This window comes from Thermocrispum municipale DSM 44069 (assembly GCF_000427825.1).
In the GTDB taxonomy this organism is placed as follows: domain Bacteria; phylum Actinomycetota; class Actinomycetes; order Mycobacteriales; family Pseudonocardiaceae; genus Thermocrispum; species Thermocrispum municipale.
In genome coordinates, this window is the sequence record NZ_KE386593.1 from 669,356 (window position 1) to 695,050 (window position 25,695).

Genomic DNA, 25,695 nt, shown 5'->3' on the forward strand with positions numbered 1-25,695 from the left:
CGTTCGGGGTGCTTGCGTGCGCGAGTGCAAACGATCCCCAGGTCACGGGCACCATGACCGGCCCGAAACCCCTTCGCATTAGCGTCGTAGCAGGTCACAGGCGTAGTCGGCGGTCCCAACGGGCTACGGACGAACCACCCAAATGGCACATCGGGGACTGGATCAAAGGGGTGCAGGATGCAACACTCGTGCACGTGCACGTGACTGCGGGGACCCCGGTGGCGCGCCGAGGTGGCGCGCGTGAAGTCGCCGTGCGCGCGCTTCGTTTGGTCGCGCGCGCCGCGGTCACCGTGGGTGTTGCCGCTGCCGGCTGGCTGCTGATGCTGACCATCAGCGCCACCGCGTCCGCCGCAGAGCAGCCGAGCTCCCCGCAGGGCACGCAGACCGCCGAAGCGGAGTCGACGGACACCTCGACCGAAGCCACCACCGAGTCCGCGCAAGATCAGCAGAAAGCGGGCGAGGGCAAGCGGTCCGGTCTGCTGGGTGGCGTCGTCGGAGGCCTTGCCGACACCACGTCGAACCTGACCAAGGCGGCCGTGGACACCGTGAAGACCACGACCGAAACCGTCACCAAGACCGTGCGGCACACCGTGAAGACGGTCTCCGACACGGTCAAGACGGTGACCGGGGGACTGCGCGACACGGTGGGCAATGTGACCAAGCCGGCGGACGGGATCGACGGCATCGACGACGTCGTCTCGACGAAGCCGACGGTGCAGCCGGTCGCGACGGTGCCGCAGCAGACGACCGCCGAGCAAGCGAAACCGTCCGCCACTCGCACCGCAGTGAAGGCGAAGGCGAAGACGGAGACGAAGCCGGCGCAGCCGACGAAGCGCGCGCCGCAACGCCACGAGCCGACCAGCACCGACAAGTCCGTGACGCGGACGGCCGAGCTGCCGGAGAGCAAGGCGGCGGCGAAGCACTCGGCAACGTCCAACGACGGCACGACCAGCCCGGTCGATCAGCAGCTGCCGTCCACCCCGTGCGGCGCCTCGTCGCCGAGTGCGGCGCATGCCGACGCCCCCAGCAAGAAGCTGGTCGCCGTCACCGCCGGTGTCGCAGGCGGCAGCCCGCTGCAGCGGACCGGCGTCGCCACCGCCGCGCCGGTGGCTCACGCGATCACCGCGGCGGCGCTGCCGTGCACCTCTCCTGATTGACCCAGCCCCTGCACGTGGGGACAGCTGCGTCTTCTGCGGGCCTACCCCACACGGCCTAGTCAGCTGATCCATCCGTTGGTTTCGGCGTACCGACGTTCGTTGGCGAAATCGCCCGCGTCGGTGGCCACCACGACAAGGGGCATTTCCCATGACCGACCGCATCGTTGCTCCTAGCAGCGCTGGGCGAGGGCCTGCGCGAGCAGCCGAGTGCGGTCCCCGGAAGCTTCCCGATGGGCCGACCGCGCCCGGCCTCTCGGGGTCCTGCTCCGGCGCCGCGATGCCCCCGCGGCGCCGGAGCCCACACCACGGCGCGACACCGACGTCGGGCCTGGCCCGCGTGCTCCACGTCTGCACGCGTGCCCCTGGCCGCCCCAGCTTCGGGGTCAAGCCAGGCCCGATGCGGCGTGTTGCTCACCGATGGGTTTCACCGCGCCGAAACCCCATCACCGCCCAGCGACGCGCCTGACCGCGGTGGCTTTCCGGCATGACGAGGGGCTGTGCCGGGAAGCCACCGCGGAAAATACCTCGAATTCGACCATGGCGAATCCGCCGAACTGTCAGAATGCGCGATGAACCCGTAGCGGAGGATCGCGTCGTGACCAGTGCTCTGCCCGTGCCCATCGAGTTCGAGCTGCCGGAGAGGTGGCGCCCCGCCGAGCCCGACGGCGTCGGCGCGCCGAGCGCGGCCTATGTGGCCCTGCGGCCCGAGCCTGCCGGTGACTTCGTCGCCAACATCACCGTGAGCGGTGAGCAGCTCGGCACGGGTCGCACGGTGACCGCCTACGCCGACGAGGCGCTGCAGCGGCTACGGGAGACCGCGCCGGACGCGGAGCTGACCAAGCGCACCGAGGCCGGTTCGCAGACCGCGCCCGGGCTGACCCAGGTCGTCTCCCTCACCACCGACGTCAACGGCCACCCGCGCCGAGTACTGCAGGTTCAGGTGTTCCTCGCGGTGCCGGATCCGCAGGACGCCGAACGGCAAGCGGTGATCGAGCTGGTGCTCAGCGCGGTGCCGGAGGAGATCGACCAGGTGGTCGGCGACTTCCGCACGTTCGTGGACAGCGTGTCGCCGCACGCCGAGCCGAGCGAGTAGCTCAGAAGACCACGGTCCGGCCGGCGTGCACGAGCACCCGGTTCTCCAGATGCCAGCGCAGCCCGCGGGCCAGGACGACCTTCTCGATGTCCCGGCCCTTGCGCACCAGGTCGCTGACCGCGTCCTCGTGGCCGACGCGGATGACGTCCTGCTCGATGATCGGCCCGGCGTCCAGCTCGGCCGTGACGTAGTGGCACGTCGCGCCGATCAGCTTCACGCCCCGCTGGTAGGCCTGGTGGTACGGGCGCGCGCCGACGAACGACGGCAGGAAGCTGTGGTGAATGTTCAGCGCCCGGCCCGCCCAGCGCTCGCACAAGTGCGCGGGCAGGATCTGCATGAAGCGCGCGAGCACGATCGCGTGCGGGTCGTGCTCCGACACCAGCGAGTCGATGCGCTCGAACGCGGCGGCCTTCGCCTGGTCGTCCGGCTTGGTCGGGAACGGCACGTGGTGGAACGGGATGCCGTGCGCGCGGGTGATGTCGCCGAGCACGTCGTGGTTGCCGATGACGGCCCGCACGTCCACGTCGAGCTCACCGGCCGCGACCCGGCCCAGCAGGTCGTACAGGCAATGGCCTTCCTTGGACACCAGGATGACGACGCGCCGCTTCTCCCCCGTGTCGTCGATGCGCCATTGCGCTTGTTCACCGCCGAGTTTCTGGGCCACCGGCTCGAACCGGGCGCGCAGTTCGTCGACGTCGTACGGAAGCGAGTCGGCCCGTACTTCCTGCCGGGTGAAGAACCAGTTGGTGTCCGGGTCGGTGTGGTACGCGGCCTCGACGATCCAACCGCCCGCCTCCGCCAGGAACGTGGCGATGCCCGCCACGATGCCGGTGCGGTCCGGGCAGCCGAAAGTGATCACGTAACGGCGTTCTGACACTCCGCAACTGTAGGCCGGGCGCCGAATCGGTCGGAACGCGGCGTTAGGTGGCCCACGTGTTTCGGTCACGCGGACTGTCAAGGCGTGCGGGCTGTTACGGGGCGCACGTGCCCTGCTGCGCGGCCGCCTCGGGCTCGAGCGGCTGGGTCTTCTCGGCGTCCGCACTCTTGCCGTGCGAGCGAGCCCAGATGCGGCGTCCGACCTCGATCAGGCCCACCGTGGTCAGCGCGATCGCGAACGCCAGCAGCAGCGCCTTGCCCGGGTTGTCGGCGAAGTACGAGCCACCCACGTACCCGATCAGCACGCTGTAGGACGCCCAGATCGTGGTGCCGATCAGGTCGAACGTCAGGAACTTGCGCCACGGGTACCGGATGCCACCGGTGGCGACGCCGGTCGCGAACCGCCCCCCGGGCAGGTAGCGGGCGACCAGCAGCAGGAGCACGGCATGCTGATGCACCTTGGCGCGCGCCCACTCGATACGCTCCCGGCCCTTCTCCCCGCGGGAGAACCGGGCGATCAGGCTCGGCCCGGCGAACCGGCCCATCGCGTGGCTGGCGCAGTCACCGACGAAGGCCCCGAGCGCGGACACCGCGATGGCCAGCAGCAGCAGCTCGAAATGCGGGCTGACCAGAACGGCCACCGTCACGACGGTCGTCTCGCTCGGCGAGAACGGGATGACGGCGTCGAGCATCGTGATCAGGAACAGCAGCACCCACAGCCACGGCGAGTCGACCGTGGTCCGCAGTAGCGTGACGAACTGATCAAGAAGCTCGAACATGCTTCGATGGTGTCGCGGATCGGCACCGCGTACCGCCGAAATGGAGCAATATCCGGGTGAACCCTGAGTGATCTCACCCGGTCTCGGCGCCGGCCAGCTGCTGCGCGACGAACTCGTCCTCGCGCCGCAACAGCTTCACCACCTGCTCGGCGATGGTCTGCTCGAGCTTGCCGCCGATGAGCGGAATCGACACCTCGACTTTGCCGTTGACCTGCAGTTTCGCCCCGTCGCCCCGTGGCGTGAGCGCGGTCGTGACGGTGATCGAACCGGGCACACCGGACACGGTCGCGCCGCCGGTGCCGGTGACCGTGCCGTCGCCGCCGATCACCCATTCCTGCTCGCGCTTAACAATCAGGTCACCTGAATGGATCTTGCGCACGATGGAGGGAAGCTTGTCGGCCGGAATGCCCTGCCGCAGGGTGTAGCGGTAGCCGTTCTGCCGCTTCTGGTGGCTGAGGAGCTCGGCCTCGTGCCCGCCGATCGCGTCCAGGCGGGCGCGGATCGCGGCGTCCTCCGCGATGGTGGCGAGGATCTTGTCGACCGGGTAGGAGAACTCGGTGCTGTGCTGCAGGGGGCGTGCCATGGGCGGCAGATTACCCTGCTGGTCATGCCCGCATCCCTGGCTGATCACACGACACTGCGGCTCGGCGGCCCGGCGAAATCCATGCTCGAGGCCAAGACCGACGACGAACTCGTCGCCGCGGTGGCCGAGCGGGACGCCGCCGGTGAGCCGGTGCTGCTGCTCGGTGGCGGCTCGAACCTGGTGATCTCCGACAGCGGGTTCGACGGCACCGCCATCCGGATCTGCACGGAGGGCCAGCGGATCGAGCGGACGCAGGTCGACGGTGTCGAGCGGGTGCGCGTCGAGGTTGCCGCGGGCGAGGACTGGGACGCGTTCGTGGCCCGGACCGTCGAGGCCGGCTTCGGTGGGCTCGAATGCATGTCGGGCATCCCCGGCCGCGTCGGGGCGACGCCGATCCAGAACGTCGGCGCGTACGGCTGGGAGGTCGCCGACTTCCTGCACTCGGTGCGGGTCTACCACCGCGGCAGCGGCGAGCGAGAGACGATGGTGCCGCAGCAGCTGGCGTTGGGGTATCGCACCAGCCGGTTCAAGGGTACCGACGAGGCGGTGGTGCTCGCCGTCACGTTCGATCTGCACGCCGACGGGCTCAGCCAACCGATCCGCTACGCCGAGCTGGCCCGTACCCTCGGAGTCGAGCCTGGCGAACGCGTGCCTGCGGCCGATGTCCGCGAAGCGGTCCTGCTGTTGCGGCGTGACAAGGGCATGGTTCTGGACCCGGACGACCACGACACCTGGAGTGCGGGATCGTTCTTCACCAACCCCGTCCTGCCTGCCGCCGAGGCCGCCGACGCGCGGCAGCGGATCGCCGACATCGTGGGCCCTGACGTGCGGATTCCCACCTACCCGGCGCCTGGTGACGCGGTCAAGTTCTCCGCCGCGTGGCTGATCGAGCGGGCCGGGTTCGGCAAGGGCCATCAGGGCCCCGGCGGCCGGGTGTCACTGTCGACCAAACACACGCTCGCGCTGACCAACCGCGGCTCGGCAACCACCGACGATCTGCTGGCGCTGGCTCGCGAGGTGCGTGACGGCGTGGCCGCCAAGTTCGGGATCACGCTCCACCCGGAGCCGTTGCTCATCGGTTGCGCGTTGTGAACCGATCGACGACCCTCTGCTGCCGACGAACAACACGGGCCGTGGCATTCTTGATGGGGTCTGGGGGTTTGTCCACTGCGGCGCACCGCCGCTGTGAGGAGGGGAGTACCCGTGATAACACGGCGCACTGTGGTCCACGCGGCCGTGGCGGGATCGACCATAGGGCTGCTGGCCGCCTGCACCAGAGGTGAGGACGGCCAGGCCACCGCGGATCCGGATCGGCCGCCGATCGCCACGATCACCGCGGATCCGGAGGACGGCGCCACCGACGTCGGTGTGACCGACGGCGTCGAGCTGACGGTCAGCAAGGGCAAGCTCACCGAGGTGACGCTGACCAACCCGGCAGGCAAGCAGGTCAAGGGCACCATCGCCGAGGACGGCAAGAGCTGGCGGGTGGACGAGCCGCTCGGCTACGGCAAGAAGTACACCTACACCGCCAAGGCGATGGGGGACGACGACAAGCCGGTCGAGCTGACCGGGAGCTTCACCACGGTCAAGCCCAAGTCCCTGGTGCGGGCGACGCTCAACCCGATCGACGACGCCGTGGTCGGTGTCGGCATGCCGATCAGCGTCCGGTTCGACTCCCCGGTGAAGAACCGCAAGGCGGCGGAGAAGGCGCTCAAGGTCTCCACCTCGCCCGAGGTGGAGGGCTCGTGGGGCTGGCTGCACGACCAGCAGGTCGACTGGCGGCCGAAGGAGTACTGGCCGGCCGACACCGAGGTGGAGGTCACCGCCAAGCTCTACGGCGTGCACTACGGCGGCGGCGCCTACGGCAAGGCGGACGTCACCACCAAGTTCCGGATCGGCCGCAACCAGGTGGTCAAGGTGCACACCCCGGACCACCAGATGAAGGTCTACCGGGACGGCAAGCTGTACAAGACCTACCCGTGCAGCAACGGCGAGGACGCCAACCCGGATCTGAACACCCCCAACGGCACGGTCATCGTGATGACCAAGGAGCCGACGTCGATCTTCGACAACGAGCGCTACGGCTACACCGACGTCAAGAAGAAGTGGTGTTGCCGGATCTCCAACCACGGCGAGTACATCCACGAGAACGAGGAGAACCGCGCCAACATCGGCAAGCGGAACACCTCGCACGGCTGCATCAACCTCTTCGAGGCCGACGCCAAGGACTACTTCGACTCGGCGATGATCGGTGACCCGGTGGAGATCACCGGCTCGAAGGCGGACTTCCCGAAGACCTCCGACGTGTGGGACTGGCTGCTGGACTGGGACTCCTGGCGGGGCCTTTCGGCGCTGTAGCGAACCCCCTCCGGACGTGGGCGCGGGGCGAGCCGGACGTGCGCAAGGCCACACTCGCGCGTGCAGATGTGAGGCCAACCACCCATTATCCGCCACAGTTGGTGGGAAGATCTTCGCCGTCCCAGGTGTTGGACGCCGAGAGAACCCGTGCCCGCGACGCGAGGGGGTTACCCGATGACGTCCCGCACCACCGTGTCCTCCGACGTCTTCTCCCGGACCGTCGGATGGATGCCGCGCCGGGTAGCCGTGCTGTCGGTGCACACATCGCCGCTGGAGCAGCCGGGCACCGGGGACGCGGGCGGGATGAACGTCTACATCACGCAAACCGCCAAGGAGATGGCGCGCCGGGGGATCGCCGTCGAGGTGTTCACCCGCGCCACGTCGTCCGACCAGCCCCCGATCGTGGAAATGACGCCGGGCGTCCAGGTGCGGCACGTGCCCGCGGGCCCGTTCGAGCCGCTGGACCGCTCCGAACTTCCCGGGCAGCTGTGCGCGTTCACCGCGGGCGTTCTGCGCACCGAGGCGTTCCACCCACCGGGCTATTACGACCTGATCCACTCGCACTACTGGCTGTCCGGGCAGGTGGGATGGTTGGCCGCCGAGCGGTGGCGGGTGCCGCTGGTGCACACCGCGCACACGCTGGCCCGGGTGAAGAACGCGGCGCTGGCCGAGGGCGACAAGCCCGAGCCACGCGGTCGGGAGATCGGTGAGCAGCAGGTGGTGGACGCCGCCGACCGGTTGGTGGCCAACACCGCCGTCGAGTCCGCGCAACTGGTGGAGCTCTACGGCGCGGACCCGGCCGCGGTGAGCACCGTGCTTCCCGGCGTGGATCTGGAACGCTTCACCCCCGGCTCGCAGGTCGTGGCGCGGGCCGAGCTGGGCTTGCCGTCGGATGCGATCGTGCTGGCGTTCGCCGGCCGGATTCAGCCGCTGAAAGCCCCGGACGTACTCCTGCGCGCGGCCGCCGTGCTGCTGGAGCGTCACCCGCAGGTGCGTGACCGGCTGGTGGTGCTCATCGTCGGCGGTCCGTCCGGCACGGGACTGGATCAGCCGACCGCGCTGCGCGAGCTGGCCCACCAGCTGGGGATCGAGGACGTCACGCGCTTCATCCCGCCGCAGCCCGCCGACCGTCTTGTGCAGGTCTACCGCGCGGCGGACGTCGTCGCCGTGCCCAGCCACAACGAATCGTTCGGCCTGGTGGCGCTGGAAGCCCAAGCGTGCGGGACGCCCGTAGTGGCCGCCGAGGTCGGTGGCTTGCCGGTCGCGGTCCGGCACGGTGTCTCGGGGCTGCTGGTGCCGACGCATCGCTCGGCCGACTGGGCGGATGCGTTGGGCGCCGTCGCGCTCCGTCCGGGCGAGCGCGCGCGGTTGTCCGCGGGCGCTTACGCTCATGCCGCAGACTTCTCGTGGCGTGCGACGACCGACAAGCTGTTGGCCGCGTACGCGGCGGGTGCGGCCGCCGGCCGGCCGCGAGCCGCGCAGGCCGCCGTCTAGGGACCACAACCCGGGAGGCGCGATGTCCGACCTCGAACTGGTCGTCCGGTCCACGCTGGACGCGATGGAGGTCAAGTATGTCGAGCACGGGCCGGGCAAGTTCTTCGTCACGCTGCCTGGCACCAAGAAGCTGCAGACCAACTGCTGGCTGATCATCGGGGACAACTCGTTCGGCGTCGAGGCGTTCGTGTGCCGCCGCCCGGACGAGAACCACGAGCAGGTCTACCGCTACCTGCTGCGCCGCAACACCCGGCTGTACGGCGTGCACTACGCCATCGACGACACCGGCGACATCTACCTGGTCGGCAGGCTCGCGCACGAGTCGGTCACCGAGGAAGAGCTGGACCGCCTGCTCGGGCAGGTTCTGCAGGCCGCCGACGGTGACTTCAACACGCTGCTGGAGCTCGGGTTCGCCGAGTCGATCCGGCGGGAATGGGATTGGCGGGTCTCGCGTGGCGAGTCGCTGGCCAACTTGCGCGCTTTCGAGCACTTGATCGAGCCTTCCGCCCAGCACGAACCGGGCAGCTTGTCCGATTCGTGACCTTTTCGGTGCAACGGCACCGAGCCTCCCCTCCGTCCCGGGTGCGCCACACAGAAGACGCAAAGGGGACACGCATGCGCAGGGGTTTACGAATGCTGGGGGTGCTCGCGCTGGCCGGATGGCTGGTCGTCGGGTGCACGTCGGAAGGTGCCAGGCAGGCCGGATCGCCGATGCGCGACTCGGCCGGAGGCTCGGCGGAAGCGCCGAACCGGTCCGTGCCGGACCCCCAGGAGTCCGCACCAGGTTCCGGCTCGGACAACAGCAGGCGTGAGAACGTCAGCGGTAAGGACCTCGTTCAGCACGACCGCAAGCTCGCGCGCACCGCGAGCGCCACACTGCGTGCGCGAGACGTCGAAGCAGCGGCAGGACAAGCTCGCGACATCGCCACCGACCTGGGCGGCTACGTCGGGTCGGAGCGCACGTCCGACGATTCGGCCAGGCTCACGCTGAACGTTCCCGGCGAGAAGCTGGACCAGGCGCTTGATCGGCTCGCCAAGATCGGCACGCTGACCTCTCGCGAAGTCAGCGTCGAGGACGTCACCGACTCCGTGGTGGACGTCGACAGCCGTATCACGTCGCAGCGCAAGAGCGTGGCCCGTGCCCGCGCGCTGCTGGACAAAGCGGAGAGCATCAGCGAGATCGTGACGGTCGAGGAGGAGCTGGCCTCCCGGGAAGCCGAACTGGAGTCGCTGCTGGCTCGACAGCAGTCGCTGGCAGGCCAGGCCGCCATGGCGCCGGTGCATGTCACGATCCTGCAGCGCAGCGCGCCGCCGGCCGACAGCGACGACGACACGGGCTTTCTGGCCGGGCTCACCGGCGGATGGGATGCCTTCACCAGCGTGCTGGCAGGCATCGCGACCGGTATCGGGGCCGCCGTGCCGTTCCTGCTCACGCTGGGCGTGCCCGCCCTCGTCGCGGTGCTCTGGCTGCTCCGGCGCCGCAAGCGCAAGCCAGCCACACAGAGTTGATTTCCACTGACGCTGGGTAACGACTGGCGGAACGGCTCGAGGGAGGGGGAGTCGCGAAGCTCGAGCCGTTCCGCCAGATCCGCCGAAGTCCGACCGTGACGGGAGCCAACGGGCGGCGGCGATTCCCGATCCACGCCGGGGAGTGCGTGGAGGCCGGCGCGGACGGGGTCGCATGCCAACTTGTCAGAAGTCCCCGGCACTTCTCAAGTACCGCCACTCATCCATCCGGGCGGATTCTGACAATCACATCCACTTGGGGCAGTGCCGGTGCGTCCGCTCGGGGGAAAAATTCACCGAACGTGGCCGGGTGGGACAACGAGGTTTCGCGTTCGTTCTACGTTCGGTAGCGCGTGCTTTACCCGTCACCCCACACCGCAGGCACACCGAATAGCCTGAACGCATGGCTGACAACGCGATGGGAACCTTGGTCCTGCTCCGCCACGGGCAGAGCACCTGGAACGCGGAGAACTTGTTCACCGGGTGGGTCGACGTCCCCCTCTCCGAGCAGGGTGAACAGGAGGCCAAGCGAGGGGGTGAGTTGCTGCGCGAGCGCGGCCTGCTGCCGGACGTGGTGCACACGTCGTTGCTGCGTCGCGCGATCGTGACGGCCAACATCGCGCTGGACGCCGCGGACCGGCTGTGGATCCCGGTGCGCAGGGACTGGCGGCTCAACGAGCGGCACTACGGGGCGCTGCAGGGCAAGAACAAGAAGCAGACGCTCGAGCAGTTCGGTGAGGAGCAGTTCATGCTGTGGCGTCGCTCGTACGACACGCCGCCGCCGCCGATCGAGCCGGGCAGCGAGTTCAGTCAGGACGGCGACCCGCGGTACGCGGGCGTCGACATGCCGCGCACCGAGTGCCTCAAGGACGTGCTGCAGCGCGTGCTGCCGTACTGGGAGTCGGCCGTGGTGCCGGATCTGCGGGCGGGCAAGACGGTGTTGCTCGCCGCGCACGGCAACTCACTGCGCGCGCTGGTCAAGCACCTGGACGACATCTCCGACTCCGACATCGTCGGCCTGAACATCCCGACCGGGATCCCGTTGCGGTACGACCTGGACGCCGATCTCAAGCCGATCAAGCGCGGCGGCGAGTACCTGGACCCGGACGCGGCGAAGGCCGCCGCCGAAGCGGTGGCCAAGCAGGGCCGCTGATCCGCCACGGGTCGCGAGCTGTCGCAGGGATCGTTCCCGTCGCAGGGTGCCGACGCGACTTCCGCCGATCCCCGCACGACCACGAATGCCCCGGCGAACGTCCTCGCCGGGGCATTTTCGTGCGGTGAAACGGCGACCACGATCGGGTGAACAACAGTTGTCCGGACGGGAAATATTCGACCGTCGGATGTCATCGCAGTCACGAATTCGCCGTCCGAGGCTAGGACAACCGGCTACCTGCATGTTTACGATTCGCCCGTGAGTGTGGTCGCGACCGTCGCTGTCGCCGTCGGCTCGTTGCTGGCCGGCGTGCTGCTGGGGTATTTCCTCCGGCGCTCGGCGCGGGGCCAGCGCAACGGCCGACCGGAAGGCCCGACGGTGGCCGAATTGCTGCTGCGGCTGCTCGATTCCTCCCGCAGCGCGGTCGCCGTGATCAACAAATTCGGCGACACCGTGCTGCACAATCCGCGCGCGGTCGAACTCGGCGTGGTGCGCGACAACCGCATCGATCCCCGCGCCAGGGTGGCCGCGGAAAAGGCGGAGAAGACCGGGGAGAAGGTGTCCATCGACCTCTCCCCGCTGCAGGCCCGCGGCAGGCAGCCGGAGGCGGTCGTCGGCGAAGCCACGGCACTGGGGGACGGGTTCACCGTCATCGAGGCGGTCGATCACTCCGAGGCGGTGCGGCTGGAAGCCACCCGGCGCGACTTCGTGGCCAACGTCAGCCACGAGCTGAAGACCCCGGTCGGTGCGATGGCGCTGCTGGCCGAGGCGGTGCTGGACGCGGCCGAGTACCCGATCGATCCACACGAGGTACGCCGGTTCGGCAAGAAGATCCTCAACGAGGCCAACCGCATGGGCACGCTGGTCTCCGAGCTGATCGCGCTGTCCCGGTTGCAAGGCGCGGAACGGCTACCGGATCTGGTCGAGGTGCGCATCGACGACGTGGTGGCCGAGGCGCTCGACCGCGTGCAGCTGCCCGAGGACGACGACGGCAGGCGGTTCACCACCGACGCGGACAGCGGGCTGGTGGTGGAAGGCGACCGCACGCTGCTGGTCACCGCGCTGACCAACCTGCTGAACAACGCGGTGGCCTACTCGCCGCCGGGCAGCCCGGTCTCGGTGTCCCGGAAGCTGGTCGACGGGATGGTGGAGATCTCGGTCACCGACCGCGGCATCGGCATCGCGCCCGAGGAACAGCAGCGCGTGTTCGAACGGTTCTACCGGGTGGACAAGGCACGGTCCAGGGAGACCGGCGGCACCGGCCTCGGACTGGCCATCGTCAAGCACGTCGCCGCCAATCACGGCGGCTCGGTGCGGTTGTGGAGCGTGCCGGGAACCGGCTCGACGTTCACCTTGTGCATCCCCGCACGACAGGACGTCAAGACCACTGCGACGAACGGCGAGCGCCGACCCAGGCTCGTCGGGACCGACCACGGAGGACAGCTGTGACCAGGGTGCTGATCGTCGAAGACGAGGAGTCGTTCGCCGACCCGCTGGCGTTCCTGTTGCGCAAGGAGGGCTTCACCACGGCGATCGCCACCGACGGCCCGCAGGCGCTGGAGGAGTTCGACCGCAACGGCGCCGACATCGTGCTGCTCGACCTGATGCTGCCGGGCATGAGCGGCACGGACGTGTGCAAGAAGCTGCGGCAACGCACGTCGGTTCCGGTGATCATGGTGACCGCGCGGGACAGCGAGATCGACAAGGTGGTCGGGCTGGAGCTGGGCGCGGACGACTACGTCACCAAGCCGTACTCGGCCCGCGAACTCGTCGCCCGGATCCGCGCAGTGCTGCGGCGCGGCGGGGAGTCGAAGGACAACGACTCGTCGTCCGTGCTCACCGCGGGGCCGGTGCGGATGGACGTCGAGCGGCACGTCGTCACGGTCGACGGCGAAGAGGTCTCGCTGCCGCTGAAGGAGTTCGACCTGTTGGAGTACCTGATGCGCAATGTCGGCCGGGTGCTCACGCGCGGGCAGTTGATCGACCGGGTGTGGGGCGCGGATTACGTCGGCGACACCAAGACGCTGGACGTCCACGTCAAACGCCTGCGCTCGAAGATCGAGCCGGACCCCGGGGCGCCGCGTTACCTGGTGACCGTGCGCGGTCTCGGCTACAAGCTCGAGGCGTGAGCGGCCATGCGGCTCGGGGTGCTTGACGTCGGTTCGAACACGACGCATCTGCTGGTGGTCGATGCCCACCGGGGCGGCCACCCGACCCCGACGCATTCGGAGAAGAACACGCTGCGGCTGGCCGAGCGGATCAACCCGGACGGCGAGCTGACCGAGGACGGCGCCGAGGCCCTGGTACGTGCCGTCACCGAAGCGCGCGACGCGGCGATCCGGCTGGAGTGTGGCGAGCTGATGGCGTTCGCGACGTCCGCGGTGCGCGAGGCGACCAACGCCACCGAGGTGCTGCGCGAAGTACACGAACGGACCGGCGTCGACCTCGAGGTGCTGTCCGGCCCGGACGAGGCGCGCCTGACATTCCTGGCGGTCCGCCGCTGGTTCGGCTGGTCCGCCGGCCGGCTGCTGGTGCTCGACATCGGTGGCGGGTCGCTCGAGGTGGCCATCGGTGTGGACGAGGACCCGGACGTCGCGATCTCGCTTCCGGTGGGTGCCGGGCGGTTGACCCGCACCAGGTTCAGCAGCGATCCGCCCACTCGTGCGGAGCTGGTGGACACCCGGGCGTGGCTGGACGACCAGTTGGCCGGCCTGCGCGAGCAGGTACTGGCCGACGGTGCGCCGGACCGCGTGGTGGCCACGTCCAAGACCTTCCGGTCGCTGGCCAGGCTCACCGGTGCCGCTCCGTCCGCCGCAGGGCCACGGGTTCGCCGCACGCTCACCGAGAACGCGCTGAACCAGTTGATCGCGTTCATCTCCCGGATCACCTCGTCGGATCTGGCCGAGGTGGACGGGGTCAGCCCGCGGCGCGCGCACCAGCTCGTCGGCGGTGCGCTGGTCGCCCAAGCAACGATGCGAGCACTCGGTGTGAGCGAACTGACGCTGTGCCCGTGGGCGCTGCGCGAAGGGGTCATTCTGCGCAGGCTGGACCACACGGACCTGGACGTACACGGCGAGGTGTGGTCGCAGCAAGTGGGTCCGGCCGGGGTCGGCCCTGCACACCGGCGCGCGTGATTCAGTACCGTGTAACGCTGTGTGCCAGGAAAGTCGAGGCCGGTTGTGTCTAGGCTGCTGGCAAAGTCGTTACGCGAAGTTGATGCACGGATCGGCGATCAGGCACGGTGAGAGGGATGAGTCGACAGAACGGTGAACAGCCCACGCGGCGGCTCACTGTCGCCGAGCTGTTAGCCCAGCACGGCAAGGCCGACCTCGGCAGCAGTGCCGGTCGTCGCCGCCGCAGGCGGGCAGCGGACGACCAGGAGGAATCGGCCGAGTCCGAGCTGACGACGACCGCGCCGCACGAGATCATCGCGCGCATCCGGTCCGAGCAGGATGTCGACTTCAAGCCCAGGGAGCGCAACGGGCACTCGCTCGGCGAGCTGGACACCGAGACCGAGGTCGCGCGCCCGGAAACGCCGAAGAAGACCCCCGCGCCCGAACCGGCGCAGGACGCGGTCGATTCGGCGACCACCCGGACGGACATCAAGCCCGCCGGACCGAAGGACGGCTCGTCCTCCGACGACGTGCCTTCGCTGCGGCAGCCAGGGCCGGGCAACCGGACCGGACGGGGTTTCGCCCCCGTGCCGCCGCCCGGGGACAAGACCGGCACGGGCTTCGCGCCTGCGCAACCTCCTGGTGAGCGCACCGGCAAGGGTTTCCCGCCCGCGCCTGGTAAGCGCCCGGGGCAAGGCTTCCCGCCCGCGCCGCCCGGTGAACGCACCGGCAAGGGCTTCGCGCCCGCGCCGCCTCCCGGTGAGCGCACCGGTGCTGCCTTCTCGCCTGCACCTGGCGAACGCATCCGCAAGGATTTCCCGCCCGCGCCCAAGTCCGGCACCGGCTTCGCCCCGGTTCCGCCGGGCGAGCGCACCGGCAAGGGCTTCGCGCCCGCGCCGCCTCCCGGTGAGCGCAACGGCTCGCCGGTCGGGGAGAAGTCCGCGTCCGGGTTTGCGCCCGTCACGCCGCCCGGTTCGATCGACGACCGGCTCAACGGCGCGGACGCTCCGGCGCCACCGCGGCCGGGCCAGCCGCCGCAGCAGGGGCCCGGCGGTCAGCCGCCGTTCCCGCCTCCGCCGCGCAGGCCGATGCAGCAAGCCGAGGCGACCGAGCAGTTCCAGGCCGTCGACGAGGACGAAGACGACGCGCTGGCCGACGACGACTACGCCTACGGCGACGAGCTCGACTACGTCGAGGACGAAGAACTCGACGACTACGTCGACGATGACTACGACGACTACGACGACTACGACGACTACGACGACGGCTACGCTGAGGACGACTACGCCGAGGACGATTACGTCGACGACGGGGCGTACGAGGACTATGACGACGCCGACGAGCAGGCGGACGACTTCGCAGCGGTCGAGGACGAAGAGCCCGAGCTGCTGAGCGGCCGCCAGGAGGACGTCGACGAGGTCGCCGACGAGGACGAGGAGTCCGAGGACTCGCCTGCCAAGCAGTGGCTGATCGTCGGAGTGCAGCTGGCCCTCGGCGTGGTCGGCGGTGCCGCCGTGTGGCTGCTGTTCAACTGGCTGTGGAATCAGCTGCCGGTCGTCGCGCTGGCCACCGCGCTGGTGGTCACCGCAGGCCTGGTGTGGATCGTGCGCAAGATCCGTAAGGCCGAGGACATGCAGACGACGCTGCTTGCGGTGCTGGTCGGCCTGGTGGTCACGGTGTCACCTGCGATGTTGCTGCTGTTGTCCAGATGAGTGGTCCGGCGTCGATCCCGGTTGGGCTGTCGACCGCGTCGGTATGGCCGCTGCGGGCCAACGCTGGGTTCGAACTGGCCGCCGAGCTGGGCTACGACGGCGTCGAGGTGATGGTCTGGGTCGACTCCATCAGCCAGGACGTCACCGCGCTGAAGTGGCTGTCCGACAGCACCGGAGTCCCCGTTCTGTCCGTGCACTCGCCGTCGCTGCTGATCACCCAGCGGGTGTGGTCGTCGGACCCGGAGGTGCGGCTGCGTCGAAGCGTGGATGCCGCGCTCGAGCTGGGCGCTCGGACCGTCGTGGTGCATCCGCCGTTCCGATGGCAGCGCCGCTATGCCGACGGCTTCGCCGACCTGGTCGCCGAGCTGGAGGAGGCCAGCGGGGTCGACATCGCGGTGGAGAACATGTTCAAGGTGCGGCCGCCGATCGGCGATCGCCGACGCCGGGTGTCGGCCTTCCACCCCTCCATCGACCCCACGGACGTCGGGTACCGGCACTACACGCTGGACCTGTCGCACACGGCTGCCGCCGAGATGGACGCGTTCGCGCTCGCCGACCGGATGGGTGACGGCTTGACGCACGTTCACCTGGCCGACGGGACCGGCAAGCCGGTCGACGAGCACCTGATGCCGGGCAAGGGCAACCAGCCGTGCGCCGAGTTCCTGGAGAAGCTGGCGACGAGCAACTTCTCCGGCCAGGTCATCCTGGAGATCAACACTCGCAGCATGCGCAAGCCCGCCGACCGGGTGCGGGCACTGAGCGAGGCGTTGCTGTTCACGCGGCTGCACCTCGGACAGTGATGCGAGCGGTCGCCCGGCACCGCGCCGAGGCGGTGCTGTTCACGCGGCTGCACCTCGGGCAGCGCCCCGCCTGCACCGCGCCGCCTGTCGGCTTCACCGAAAGCGCCCGATGCGGACCGTGCCCTCGCGCGCACGGCATGGTGTCCCCTCTGTCCCCGGTGCGCCGCGGCGAAGTACCCCCGTACAGCGACGACGGCAGCACACAGCGTGGCGCTCACCAGACGCGAACGGCGACGCGAACGCCGCGCACCCAGCGAAATACCGGATTCCGGTTAGTCTCGTGATGTGAACCCGTTGCGCTCGCTCATCCTGGCCGCGGCCGACAACGAGTCGATCCGCAAGGTGGTCAAGACCGCGCCGGTGACCCGCAGCGTGGTGGAGCGCTTCGTGGCCGGGGAGACCACCGAGGACGCGGTCGCCGTGGTGGCCCGGCTGGCCGAGGACGGCCTGCACGCCACGCTGGACTACCTGGGCGAGGACGTCACCGACAAGGCGCAGGCCGAAGTCACCGTGCAGGCCTACCTGCGGCTGCTGGACCAGTTGCACGCCGAGAAACTGACGCCGACCGCGGAGGTCAGCGTCAAACTCAGCGCACTCGGGCTCAAGCTTGACGAGCGGCTGGCGCTGGACAACGCGTTCCGCGTCTGCGCGGCCGCCGAGCAGTGCCGAACGAGCGTGACCATCGACATGGAGGACCACACCACCACGGACGCCACGCTGCGCATCGTCCGCTCCCTGCGCGAGACGTGGCCGGAAGTGGGCGCAGTGGTCCAGTCGTACTTGCGGCGGACCGAGGACGACCTGGCCGACCTCGCCGTGCCGGGGTCACGGGTCCGGCTGGTGAAGGGCGCCTACGCCGAGCCACCGGAGGTGGCGTTCGAGGAGCAACACGAAGTCGATCTCGCCTTCGTGCGGTGTGCCAACCAGCTGTTGGCCGGTGGCGGATACCCGATGTTCGCCACGCACGACCCCCGGCTGATCGACGTGCTCCAGGACCGCATCGAGGCGTACGGGCTCGCCCCTGGTGAGTACGAGTTCCAGTTCCTTTACGGCGTCCGGCCGGACGAGCAACGACGTTTGGCCACCGCAGGGGATACCGTTCGGATCTATGTTCCCTACGGCGATCAGTGGTATGGGTACCTCATGCGCAGGCTTGCCGAGAGACCCGCGAACACAGCGTTCTTCCTGCGCGCACTGGTGAGTAAGACATGAATCGACACACCGCCCATGCCCCGACCGTTGCCGAGATGACGCCATGACCGCCACCGCACCCGAACAGCCGGTGCCGTTCGCAGCGGCCAGCCAACCGCGTCCACTGGGCGACGGGACGTTCACCACGGCCTTGCGCTCAGAATGGTCCATCAACGGTCACCCCCACGGGGGGTTCGTGACGGCGTTGATCGCGCGGACCGCGATGCTGGTGGCCGCCGAGCACGAAGGTGTCAACGGCGACCCGATCGCGGTCAGCACGGAGTTCCTGCACGCCACCAGCCTCGGGCCGGTGCTGCTGCGCACGGATGTCCGCAAGGTCGGCAGGCAGACGTCGGTGATCGCGGTGACCCTCGAGCAGCGCGGCCGAAGCTGTGTGGAGTCGAGGGTGGTGATCGGCCGCCTGCCCGCGCAGCGACCGGGGTGGGTGGATCTGCCGGTGATGCCCGCAGAGCCGCCGGCGAACGCGCTCCCGCTGGGGGAGGAGATGCCCGGCGTCGGGCCATCGGTCTTCCGGCTCGCCCAGGGATGCGACGTGCGGATGGATTCCAGCGCGGCGGCCCTGCTCGCCCGCAGGCCGGTGCGGCCGGCACCCGGTGCACGGGATCGACAGCGGCCACCTCGGATGCGGCTGTGGGTGCGCCCGCGCAACGCGGAGGCCGACGTGTACTTCGCGCTGCTGGCCGGCGACATCAACCCGCCGATGCCGTTCCTGATCGGTCGGCCGGGGTGGGCGCCGACGGTGCAGTTGACCGCGTTCGTGCGGGCCCGGCCGTTGCCCGGCTGGCTGCGGGTTCACGTGGAGAGCCGCGCGGTCGGCGGGAGCTGGTTCGACTCCGACGCCACGGTGCTGGACACCAGCGGGCAGCTGGTGTGTCAGACCCGTCAGCTGGCGCTCACGCCTGGTCCGTGAACGCACGCCGTGCGGTGCGCCCGCCTGGGTCGTGAACGCACACCGTGCGGTGCTCACGCCCGGGCGGTGAACGCATCCTTGCGGTGCGCCCGCCTGGGTCGTGAAGATGGGCGTTGTGCTGCCCGGCCGGGCCGTGAACGCACACCGGTGGCGCTGATGCCGGGTCTGTGAACGCCCGCCGTACGGTGCTCCGTCTGGGGCAGTGAAAGCACGCTCTCCGATGCGCACGTTCGGTCCGCGAGCGCACCGGTCGCGGGGCGCTTCTACAGTGTGGGCATGAGCAATCCCGTCATCGCGGTCATCGGAGCGGGCAAGATCGGGGAGGCCCTGCTGTCCGGCTTGCTGGCAGGCGGTCACCAGCCGGACGAGCTGCTGTTCACCGAACGCCACCCCGAGCGGTCCGCTCAGCTCACCGAGCAGTACGGCATCCGCGGCGTCACCCTCGAGGACGCGGCCAAGACCGCCGACGTTCTGGTGGTGTCGGTCAAGCCGCAGGACATCGAACCGTTGTTGGCCGATCTTGCTCCGTTGGTCACCGCGCGGACGTTGATTGTCTCGCTGTGCGCAGGCCTGCCGACGACGCTGTTCGAGCAGCGGTTGGGCGAGGTCCCGGTCGTACGCGTCATGCCGAACACGCCGATGCTGGTCGGCGAGGCGATGAGCGTGGCTTCACCAGGCAAGTACGCCAACCCCGACCACGTGGCAATGGTCGAAAAGATGTTGTCGCACGTCGGCAAGGTCATCGAGCTGCCGGAGAGCCAGCAGGACGCGGTCACCGCGCTGTCCGGGTCCGGTCCCGCGTACTTCTACTACCTGGTGGAAGCCATGATCGACGCGGGCATCCTGCTGGGGCTGCCGCGCTCGGTGGCGGAGCAGTTGATCATCCAGTCCGCGGTGGGTGCGGCGAAGATGCTGGCGAGCTCCGACGAACACCCGGTGTTGCTGCGCGAGGCGGTGACGTCGCCCGCGGGCACCACGATCAACGCGATCCGGGAGCTGGAGAAGCACGGCGTGCGGGCCGCGCTGTTGGATGCCATCGAGGCGGCCAGGGATCGGTCGGTCGAGCTCGGCAAAGCGCACGAAGGCTGAGCGGGCGCTCGGGCCTTGGCCGGGGGTCCAGAACGCCCGCCGGGTATCACCGGCCCGCAGCGGGTCTCGTGACCGCCGACCCGCGCCGTTTCCTCGGGATCACCGGCCGGGCTGTCTCGTGGGGACCACCTGCCCGTAGCGGTCCTCGGGATCACCGGCCGGGCCGTCTCATCGGGACCACCTGCCCGTAGCGGTCGTCGGAGCGACCGGTCGCGCCGCCTCGTGGGGACCACCGGCTTGCGCCATTCTGTCGGGGCCACCAGCTGATGTCGCCCCGTCCGGACCACCGGCCGACCACCGCCCTTCACCCGTGTGGTGTACTTCTCCCCGGCTGCTCGTATGCCGCCGGGTCCGCCCGGGAGGAGCAGCAAATATCACACGGATGGCCCTTGGCGCGGCAACGACACGCCGAATCAGGTTGCGAGTTCGCGGCAAAACGGACGCTCATGTCGCAAGAGTCACAGCGGTCCCGCTAGGCTCACAGGTAGCACGCACGTGTCGACACCGCCGGTGGGGAAGCCGAGCGGCGCGAGGCGTGTCCCAGGAGTCTGACTATGCCGCAGAAGAAGGGCCCCGAGTCGGTTACGCCGGGCGAGGTGCAGTTTCTCACCGTCGCCGAGGTCGCCGCGATGATGCGGGTGTCCAAAATGACCGTGTACCGCCTGGTGCACTCGGGCGAGCTGCCCGCGGTGCGGGTGGGCAAGTCGTTCCGAGTGCCGGAGAAGGCCGTGCACTCCTATCTGGAGAGCGCGTATTACGACGTCGGGTGACGTCGCCGCGGACGGTGCGATGGCGAACGGGTACTGCCCAGCTCGCTGGAGCCGGCGTGGGTTGATGGAGCAGGACAAAGCCCGGCGGGCGGCGCTTGATAATCTCGCCAAGCTGGTTCTAGTCGTTCAAAGAGGAGTGCCCTGTGGGCTCGGTGATCAAGAAGCGTCGTAAGCGCATGTCCAAGAAGAAGCACCGCAAGCTGTTGCGGCGTACTCGAGTTCAGCGTCGTAAGCAGGGCAAGTAAGAGTTTCACTGCCGTTTCGGCAGAAGTCGTTCGCGCCTACTCGGCCGGCTGGCGCCGATGTCCGTCTGCGGTCGAGGTTGTTAACAGCGCGTTATCGCCCTAGGGATGGCCGCACACGCGGAGTAGCATCGCAAGTGCGCCGCGCCGGATTCGTGGCGGGCGCACCTGTTGTTCGTCGATGTCCTCGCGTTTCATCCCGGGAGCCGTATGCCGTCCAACATCGTGCTGGTCACTGGGGTCGGCGGCGAACTGGGCGGAAAACTGCTCGTCAGGCTGGGCAGCAACCCGGACTTCGAGCGGGTGATCGGCGTGGACACGGTCCCTCCGCCGCCGCGGGTTGCCGCCCGGCTCGGGCGCGCCGAGTTCGTGCGTGCGGACATCCGTAACCCGCTCATCGCCAAGATCATTTCCACGGCCCGGGTGGACACGGTGGTGCACGCATCGACCACCGCGCACCCGGCAGGCCCTGCCCGGCGGGGTGCGATCAAGGAAATGAACGTCATCGGCACGATGCGGCTGCTCGCGGCGTGCCAACGGTCGCTGTTGGTGCGCAAGCTGGTCGTCAAATCGACGGCCGCGGTGTACGGCACGGGTTCGCGTTCGCCCGCGGTGTTCGACGAGGAAGCGCCGCTGCGGCCGCCGTCGCCCACCGGTTACGTCGCCGACGCGGTCGAGGTCGAGGGTTACGTGCGTGGGCTGCAGCGCAGGCGGCCGGACATCGAGGTGACGGTCGCCCGCTTCACCAACCTGATCGGCCCGCAGGTGGACACGGTGACGACGCGGTACTTCGCGCTGCCGGTCGTGCCGACGATCTTGGGTTACGACGCCCGCATTCAGCTGGTGCATTCCGCGGACGCGCTCAGCGTGCTGGAGCTGGCCACCGTGGCCGACAAGCCCGGCGTGTTCAACGTCGGTGGCGACGGCGTGCTGACGTTGTCGCAGGCGATCCGGCGCGCGGGCCGCGTCGAGCTGCCGCTGCCGAAGGGCCTGCTGCCGTCGATCGGCAAGGTGCTGCGGGGCGCGAAAGTGGTCGATTTCTCCCACGACCGGCTGCAGATGCTGCAACACGGCCTGGTGGTGGACACGACGAGATTGAAGCGAGAGTTCGGTTACGTACCTCGCTGGTCGACGCTCGAAGCGTTCGACGACTACGTGCAGGGTCGGGGGCTGCGTCCGGTGGTCGACGGCGGCGCGGTGTCGGAGTCACTGAGCAGGGTGGCACTGGCCGCGGCGCGTCGCAGATGATCCGCACAACCTGGAGTAGTGATGGTGGATAGAGATCCCGCACCGGACTTCGTTCGAGCCGGCGGCACGGGGGCCGACGTCCTCGGTGCAGGGTCTGCCCAGGTGATCCCGCTGCCCGGGCGTGAGCGGCAGAGCAGGTCGGTCGCCGAACCGCATGACGCCGAGGTGCTCGCGATGCCTGCCGTGCGCAAGGCACGCATCGAGCCCGAGCCGGATCCGTTGACGCGGGCGCTCGAGTTCGTGCACAACAGGCTGACCGGGAACTACGACGTCGACGAGTTCGGCTTCGACGAGGAACTGACCGAGTCGCTCGTGCTGCCCGTGCTGCGCGTGCTGTACGACAAGTGGTTCCGGGTGACCACGTACGGCGACGAGAATCTGCCCGCCGACGGCGGTGCGCTGTTGGTCTTCAACCACTCGGGCACGATCCCGCTCGACGCGCTGATGGCGTCGGTGGCGGTGCACGAGGCGTCCGGCAGGCATGCCCGGCATCTGGCCGCCGACCTGGTCTTCAAGCTCCCGTTCGTCGGGCCGTTCGCGCGCAAGGTCGGGCACACGCTGGCATGCAACGCCGACGCCGAGCGTCTACTGAACGACGGCGAGCTGGTCGGCGTCTTTCCCGAGGGCTTCAAAGGGATCGGCAAACCGTTCTCGTCGCGGTACAAGCTGCAGCGGTTCGGCCGGGGCGGCTTCGTCGCGGCCGCGCTGCGCAGCGGCGTGCCGATCGTGCCGTGCGCCATCGTCGGCGCCGAGGAGATTTACCCGAAGATCGGCGACATCAAGCCGCTCGCGCGGTTGCTCGGCCTGCCGTACTTCCCGGTCACACCGTTGTTCCCACTGCTCGGTCCGCTCGGCGCGATCCCGCTGCCGACGAAGTGGCACATCGAGTTCGGCGACCCGGTGCGCACCGACGCGATGCAGGTGGACGTGGACGACCCGATGGCGGTGTTCACGGTCGCCGACCAGGTGCGCGAGACGATCCAGCGGATGCTGTACGCGCGGCTGGCCGAGCGGGGCGGCGTCTTCCGGTGAGGTGGACTGGTCGCGGTCGGCGCCGGCATCCAGCCGACTCGGTGCGGTAGCTCTCGCCTGGGACCCGGCAACGAGCGTGCCGCCTGACCGAAGCCGGCGGCGAGCCGGACCGGGTGCCGTTTCACCAGGCCCTGCGGCGAGCCGGATCGGGTGCTGGTTCACCAGGCCCTGCGGCAAGCCGGACCGGTTGCCATTTCACCAGGCCCTGCGGCGAGCCGTGCCGGTCGCGGGCGGGCTGCCTGGCCGGGCTCGCGGCGCCAACTCTGAGCCTGCCGCCTGACTAGCGCTTCCGGTAAGCCAAACCGGCGGCCAGCACACCCGCCAACGCCCCGGCGCCCAGCACCGACGGCACGCCGATCTTGGCCGCCTTACGGCCGGTCCGCCAATCGCGGATCTCCCACTGCCGTTCGCGCGCGACGTCCCGCAGCCCGGTGTCCGGGTTGATCGCCACGGCCGTGCCCACCACCGACAGCATCGGCACGTCGTTGAGCGAGTCCGAGTACGCCGTGCAGCGCTTGAGGTTCAAGCCCTCCTTCGCCGCCAACGCGCGGACGGCGTGCGCCTTCGCGCGGCCGTGCAGCAGGTCGCCGACCAGCCTGCCGGTGTAGACGCCGTCCTTCTGCTCGGCGACCGTGCCCAGCGCGCCGGTCAACCCGAGTTTGCGCGCGATCATGTTGGCGATCTCCACCGGCGTCGCGGTCACCAGCCACACCCGCTGGCCTGCGTCCAGGTGCAGCTGGGCCAGCGCCTGGGTGCCGGACCAGATCTTGTCCGCCATCAGCTCGTCGTAGATCTCCTCACCGACGGCGTTCAGCTCGGCGACGCTGCGCCCGGCCACGAACGACAGCGCCCGCTCGCGCGGCGAGTTCACGTCGCCCTCTTTGCCGCCGATGCGGAACTTCAGCTGCTGCCACGCGAACCCCGCGAGGTCGGCGGTGGTGAAGTACTTCCTGGCGGCCAACCCGCGGGCCAGGTGGAACAACGACGAGCCCATCATCATCGTGTTGTCCACGTCGAAGAACGCGGCCGCGGTCAGATCCGGCGTGACCGGTTTGGAGTCCTTCGCGGGCTCGGCTTGCTTGCTGTCCTTCTCCAGCGAGACGGCGGCCTCCGCGGAGGCTTCCCCGGCTTCTGCGGCCCGCTTCTCGACGTCGCGCGGCGATTCCCTGCTCCACCACAACGACACGCGCACCGCCTCCCAGCAAGCATCTCGTCCTGCTACTTACAGACTATCCAGCTGCGCCAACCACGTCTGGTTCGTCCCGTGATCATGCACCGGCCGTGTCGAGCTGCGGTGAACAGGCTCGGCGCGGGATGTGTGCTCCCGGTGAACGGTTCGGACACCTGACCGAAATCCCAGGTGAGCGGCCGGTCGGCTACTTGAGCCGCAAGCCGAGGTCGAGCTTGGTGAGGTCTTCCAGCAACGGGATGAGGGGAAGTTCCGGTGGCCGCTTGGTGGGCTGCTCCGGTGCGGGTTCGCTCGATTCGCGATCCGGCAGCGGCGGCAGCTCGATCGTCGGCGGATCGGTGTCATTGCCGGAGCCACCGTCGGAGCTGTCCGGCTCTTTCGACGACTTGTCGCCGGACTCACCACCGGACGGAGCGCCGGCGGTCTTCTCCGCCGACGGTGTGCGGCTTTCCTTGCCCTCCGCGGGTGCGCGGCTGGCACGCGGGCTCACGGCCGTCCGCGGCGAGTCCTCGGGCGGCTGGCACACCATGTCGGCGGGCAACGCTCCGAGTGCGTCCTCGTGCCCGGAGGTGATCTGGTCGCACGACCAGCGGTCCAGCAGGGCGCTCGCCCGCTGCTGCACTCGATCGAGCAGTTCGATGCTGCCGTCGAACTGGCCGACGGCGCCGGCAGGTACGGCCGATCGCATGTCGGCCAGCCGCGTGGAGTTCCTCGACGCCCAGTCGCGCAGCGTGCGGAGGTCTCCGCCGTTGGTTTGCGGCGCGTAGCTGGTGATGGCCCGGGAGGCCGAGGCGACGGTCCGGTTCAGGTCGGCGATCAATGTGCGATAGCCGGCCAGTTCCTCCGCGGTGGCGCCGCCGTCCGATCGGTCGCGCTCGCTCAGCGCGGCCAGCTCGGCGATCCGGATCTCAGCCAGCTCGAGCTGCTTGAGCGCCTTGCCGCTGGGCGAGAACGTCAGGTCCAGCGAGATCGACTCGGTGGTGCGCTTGACGTCGTAGAGCCATTCGCCGGGCAGCGCGCTCTGGGCCAACTCGATGCCGAAGGCGCCCAGCGCGACGATCCCGGCCGCGGTCGCCGCGGCCCACAGACCCGCCTTGCGGCGCTGCTTGTGCGTCGGCCGGATCGGGTGAACCTCCGGCTCCTCGTCGGCCTGCTGGATCGTGGCGGCTTCGGCCAGTACGGCCGCCTTCATCCGCTCCCGCGCCGAGGCCTCCAGGACGGGTTCCGAGCCCAGCTCACGCAGCATCTCCACGACCGCAAGCTCATCGTCGAACTCCTCGGCCGCTGTGTGCCCAGGACGATCGACGGCCTCGGCGAAGCGATCACTGGCTTCGCGCGGCCGTCGGAACCATACGGGCTCGTTCACGCTGCAATCCTGA

Annotated in this window: 25 protein-coding genes; 20 read left to right on the forward strand and 5 right to left on the reverse strand. The window is 69.3% G+C overall.

Going from position 1 to position 25,695, the window contains the following annotated elements; genetic code table 11:
* Positions 1-194 precede the first annotated feature (194 nt).
* Together YWM_RS0118565 and YWM_RS0118575 are read left to right on the forward strand one after the other, a co-directional pair.
* The gene (locus YWM_RS0118565; protein WP_156914834.1) at positions 195-1,157 is read left to right on the forward strand and encodes a hypothetical protein; all 963 of its coding nucleotides are present in this window, start codon (positions 195-197) and stop codon (positions 1,155-1,157) included.
* Positions 1,158-1,752: 595 nt separating this feature from the next.
* Positions 1,753-2,250, forward strand: a complete 498-nt coding sequence (locus YWM_RS0118575) for a hypothetical protein (protein ID WP_028851948.1) — start codon at positions 1,753-1,755, stop codon at positions 2,248-2,250.
* A gap of 1 nt (position 2,251) precedes the next feature.
* Here the strand turns inward: YWM_RS0118575 and purU are convergent, their stop codons facing one another.
* The 3 genes from purU to YWM_RS0118590 all read right to left on the reverse strand — a co-directional run bounded on the left by purU (position 2,252) and on the right by YWM_RS0118590 (position 4,488).
* Entirely contained in the window at positions 2,252-3,127 is an 876-nt protein-coding gene (purU, locus tag YWM_RS0118580) for a formyltetrahydrofolate deformylase (protein WP_028851949.1), read from the reverse strand.
* Between the two features lie 94 nt (positions 3,128-3,221).
* Entirely contained in the window at positions 3,222-3,905 is a 684-nt protein-coding gene (locus YWM_RS24505; protein WP_084612515.1) for a DedA family protein, read from the reverse strand.
* Between the two features lie 73 nt (positions 3,906-3,978).
* The gene (locus tag YWM_RS0118590; RefSeq protein ID WP_028851950.1) at positions 3,979-4,488 is read right to left on the reverse strand and encodes a DUF2505 domain-containing protein; all 510 of its coding nucleotides are present in this window, start codon (positions 4,486-4,488) and stop codon (positions 3,979-3,981) included.
* 24 nt (positions 4,489-4,512) lie between these two features.
* Between YWM_RS0118590 and YWM_RS0118595 the strand changes: the two genes are divergently transcribed.
* The 18 genes from YWM_RS0118595 (at position 4,513) to YWM_RS0118680 (ending at position 23,127) form a co-directional block, all read left to right on the forward strand.
* Positions 4,513-5,580: a UDP-N-acetylmuramate dehydrogenase gene (locus YWM_RS0118595; protein ID WP_043661530.1), complete on the forward strand. Its 1,068-nt coding sequence runs from the start codon at positions 4,513-4,515 to the stop codon at positions 5,578-5,580.
* 111 nt (positions 5,581-5,691) lie between these two features.
* Entirely contained in the window at positions 5,692-6,846 is a 1,155-nt protein-coding gene (locus YWM_RS0118600) for a L,D-transpeptidase (protein WP_028851952.1), read from the forward strand.
* Between the two features lie 228 nt (positions 6,847-7,074).
* The gene (gene mshA / locus YWM_RS0118605; RefSeq protein WP_211232535.1) at positions 7,075-8,340 is read left to right on the forward strand and encodes a D-inositol-3-phosphate glycosyltransferase; all 1,266 of its coding nucleotides are present in this window, start codon (positions 7,075-7,077) and stop codon (positions 8,338-8,340) included.
* A gap of 22 nt (positions 8,341-8,362) precedes the next feature.
* Positions 8,363-8,881, forward strand: a complete 519-nt coding sequence (locus YWM_RS0118610; protein WP_028851954.1) for a type III secretion system chaperone family protein — start codon at positions 8,363-8,365, stop codon at positions 8,879-8,881.
* A gap of 74 nt (positions 8,882-8,955) precedes the next feature.
* Positions 8,956-9,849, forward strand: coding sequence for a DUF4349 domain-containing protein (locus YWM_RS0118615; RefSeq protein ID WP_028851955.1), 894 nt, complete (start codon positions 8,956-8,958; stop codon positions 9,847-9,849).
* A 400-nt stretch (positions 9,850-10,249) separates the two neighbouring features.
* A complete protein-coding gene (locus YWM_RS0118620; protein WP_028851956.1) occupies positions 10,250-10,999 on the forward strand; it encodes a phosphoglyceromutase in 750 nt (249 codons plus the stop codon).
* 258 nt (positions 11,000-11,257) lie between these two features.
* Positions 11,258-12,448: a sensor histidine kinase gene (locus YWM_RS0118625; protein ID WP_028851957.1), complete on the forward strand. Its 1,191-nt coding sequence runs from the start codon at positions 11,258-11,260 to the stop codon at positions 12,446-12,448.
* Positions 12,445-13,128 carry a response regulator transcription factor gene (locus YWM_RS0118630; RefSeq protein WP_028851958.1) on the forward strand — a complete coding sequence of 228 codons (684 nt, stop codon included), beginning with the start codon at positions 12,445-12,447 and terminating at the stop codon, positions 13,126-13,128. The genes YWM_RS0118625 and YWM_RS0118630 overlap by 4 nt, the downstream gene beginning before the upstream one ends.
* 6 nt (positions 13,129-13,134) lie before the next feature.
* Positions 13,135-14,133, forward strand: coding sequence for a Ppx/GppA family phosphatase (locus YWM_RS24510; protein ID WP_043661536.1), 999 nt, complete (start codon positions 13,135-13,137; stop codon positions 14,131-14,133).
* Positions 14,134-14,249: 116 nt separating this feature from the next.
* On the forward strand, positions 14,250-15,824 hold the full coding sequence (locus tag YWM_RS26300) for a hypothetical protein (protein ID WP_052345116.1): 1,575 nt from the start codon (positions 14,250-14,252) through the stop codon (positions 15,822-15,824).
* Positions 15,821-16,624: a sugar phosphate isomerase/epimerase family protein gene (locus YWM_RS0118645; protein ID WP_028851959.1), complete on the forward strand. Its 804-nt coding sequence runs from the start codon at positions 15,821-15,823 to the stop codon at positions 16,622-16,624. The genes YWM_RS26300 and YWM_RS0118645 overlap by 4 nt, the downstream gene beginning before the upstream one ends.
* Positions 16,625-16,909: 285 nt before the next feature.
* Positions 16,910-17,836, forward strand: coding sequence for a proline dehydrogenase family protein (locus YWM_RS0118650; protein WP_028851960.1), 927 nt, complete (start codon positions 16,910-16,912; stop codon positions 17,834-17,836).
* Positions 17,837-17,879: 43 nt separating this feature from the next.
* Complete coding sequence (locus tag YWM_RS0118655) at positions 17,880-18,746, forward strand: thioesterase family protein (RefSeq protein WP_028851961.1); 867 nt, start codon at positions 17,880-17,882, stop codon at positions 18,744-18,746.
* A 276-nt stretch (positions 18,747-19,022) separates the two neighbouring features.
* Positions 19,023-19,835 carry a pyrroline-5-carboxylate reductase gene (gene proC, locus YWM_RS0118660; protein WP_043661538.1) on the forward strand — a complete coding sequence of 271 codons (813 nt, stop codon included), beginning with the start codon at positions 19,023-19,025 and terminating at the stop codon, positions 19,833-19,835.
* A 554-nt stretch (positions 19,836-20,389) separates the two neighbouring features.
* Positions 20,390-20,605, forward strand: coding sequence for a helix-turn-helix domain-containing protein (locus tag YWM_RS0118665; RefSeq protein WP_028851963.1), 216 nt, complete (start codon positions 20,390-20,392; stop codon positions 20,603-20,605).
* A gap of 143 nt (positions 20,606-20,748) precedes the next feature.
* Positions 20,749-20,850 (forward strand): 30S ribosomal protein bS22, encoded by a 102-nt coding sequence (locus YWM_RS25910; protein ID WP_005453035.1) that lies wholly within the window; start codon positions 20,749-20,751, stop codon positions 20,848-20,850.
* 207 nt (positions 20,851-21,057) lie between these two features.
* Positions 21,058-22,095, forward strand: a complete 1,038-nt coding sequence (locus YWM_RS0118675; RefSeq protein WP_028851964.1) for an NAD-dependent epimerase/dehydratase family protein — start codon at positions 21,058-21,060, stop codon at positions 22,093-22,095.
* Positions 22,096-22,116: 21 nt separating this feature from the next.
* Positions 22,117-23,127 (forward strand): lysophospholipid acyltransferase family protein, encoded by a 1,011-nt coding sequence (locus YWM_RS0118680; protein WP_052345117.1) that lies wholly within the window; start codon positions 22,117-22,119, stop codon positions 23,125-23,127.
* A gap of 280 nt (positions 23,128-23,407) precedes the next feature.
* Here YWM_RS0118680 and YWM_RS0118685 read toward each other — a convergent pair whose 3' ends face one another.
* Both YWM_RS0118685 and YWM_RS0118690 read right to left on the reverse strand, forming a co-directional pair.
* Positions 23,408-24,313 (reverse strand): HAD family hydrolase, encoded by a 906-nt coding sequence (locus tag YWM_RS0118685; protein WP_028851966.1) that lies wholly within the window; start codon positions 24,311-24,313, stop codon positions 23,408-23,410.
* A gap of 190 nt (positions 24,314-24,503) precedes the next feature.
* The gene (locus YWM_RS0118690; RefSeq protein ID WP_028851967.1) at positions 24,504-25,682 is read right to left on the reverse strand and encodes a DUF5667 domain-containing protein; all 1,179 of its coding nucleotides are present in this window, start codon (positions 25,680-25,682) and stop codon (positions 24,504-24,506) included.
* Positions 25,683-25,695: the final 13 nt, after the last annotated feature.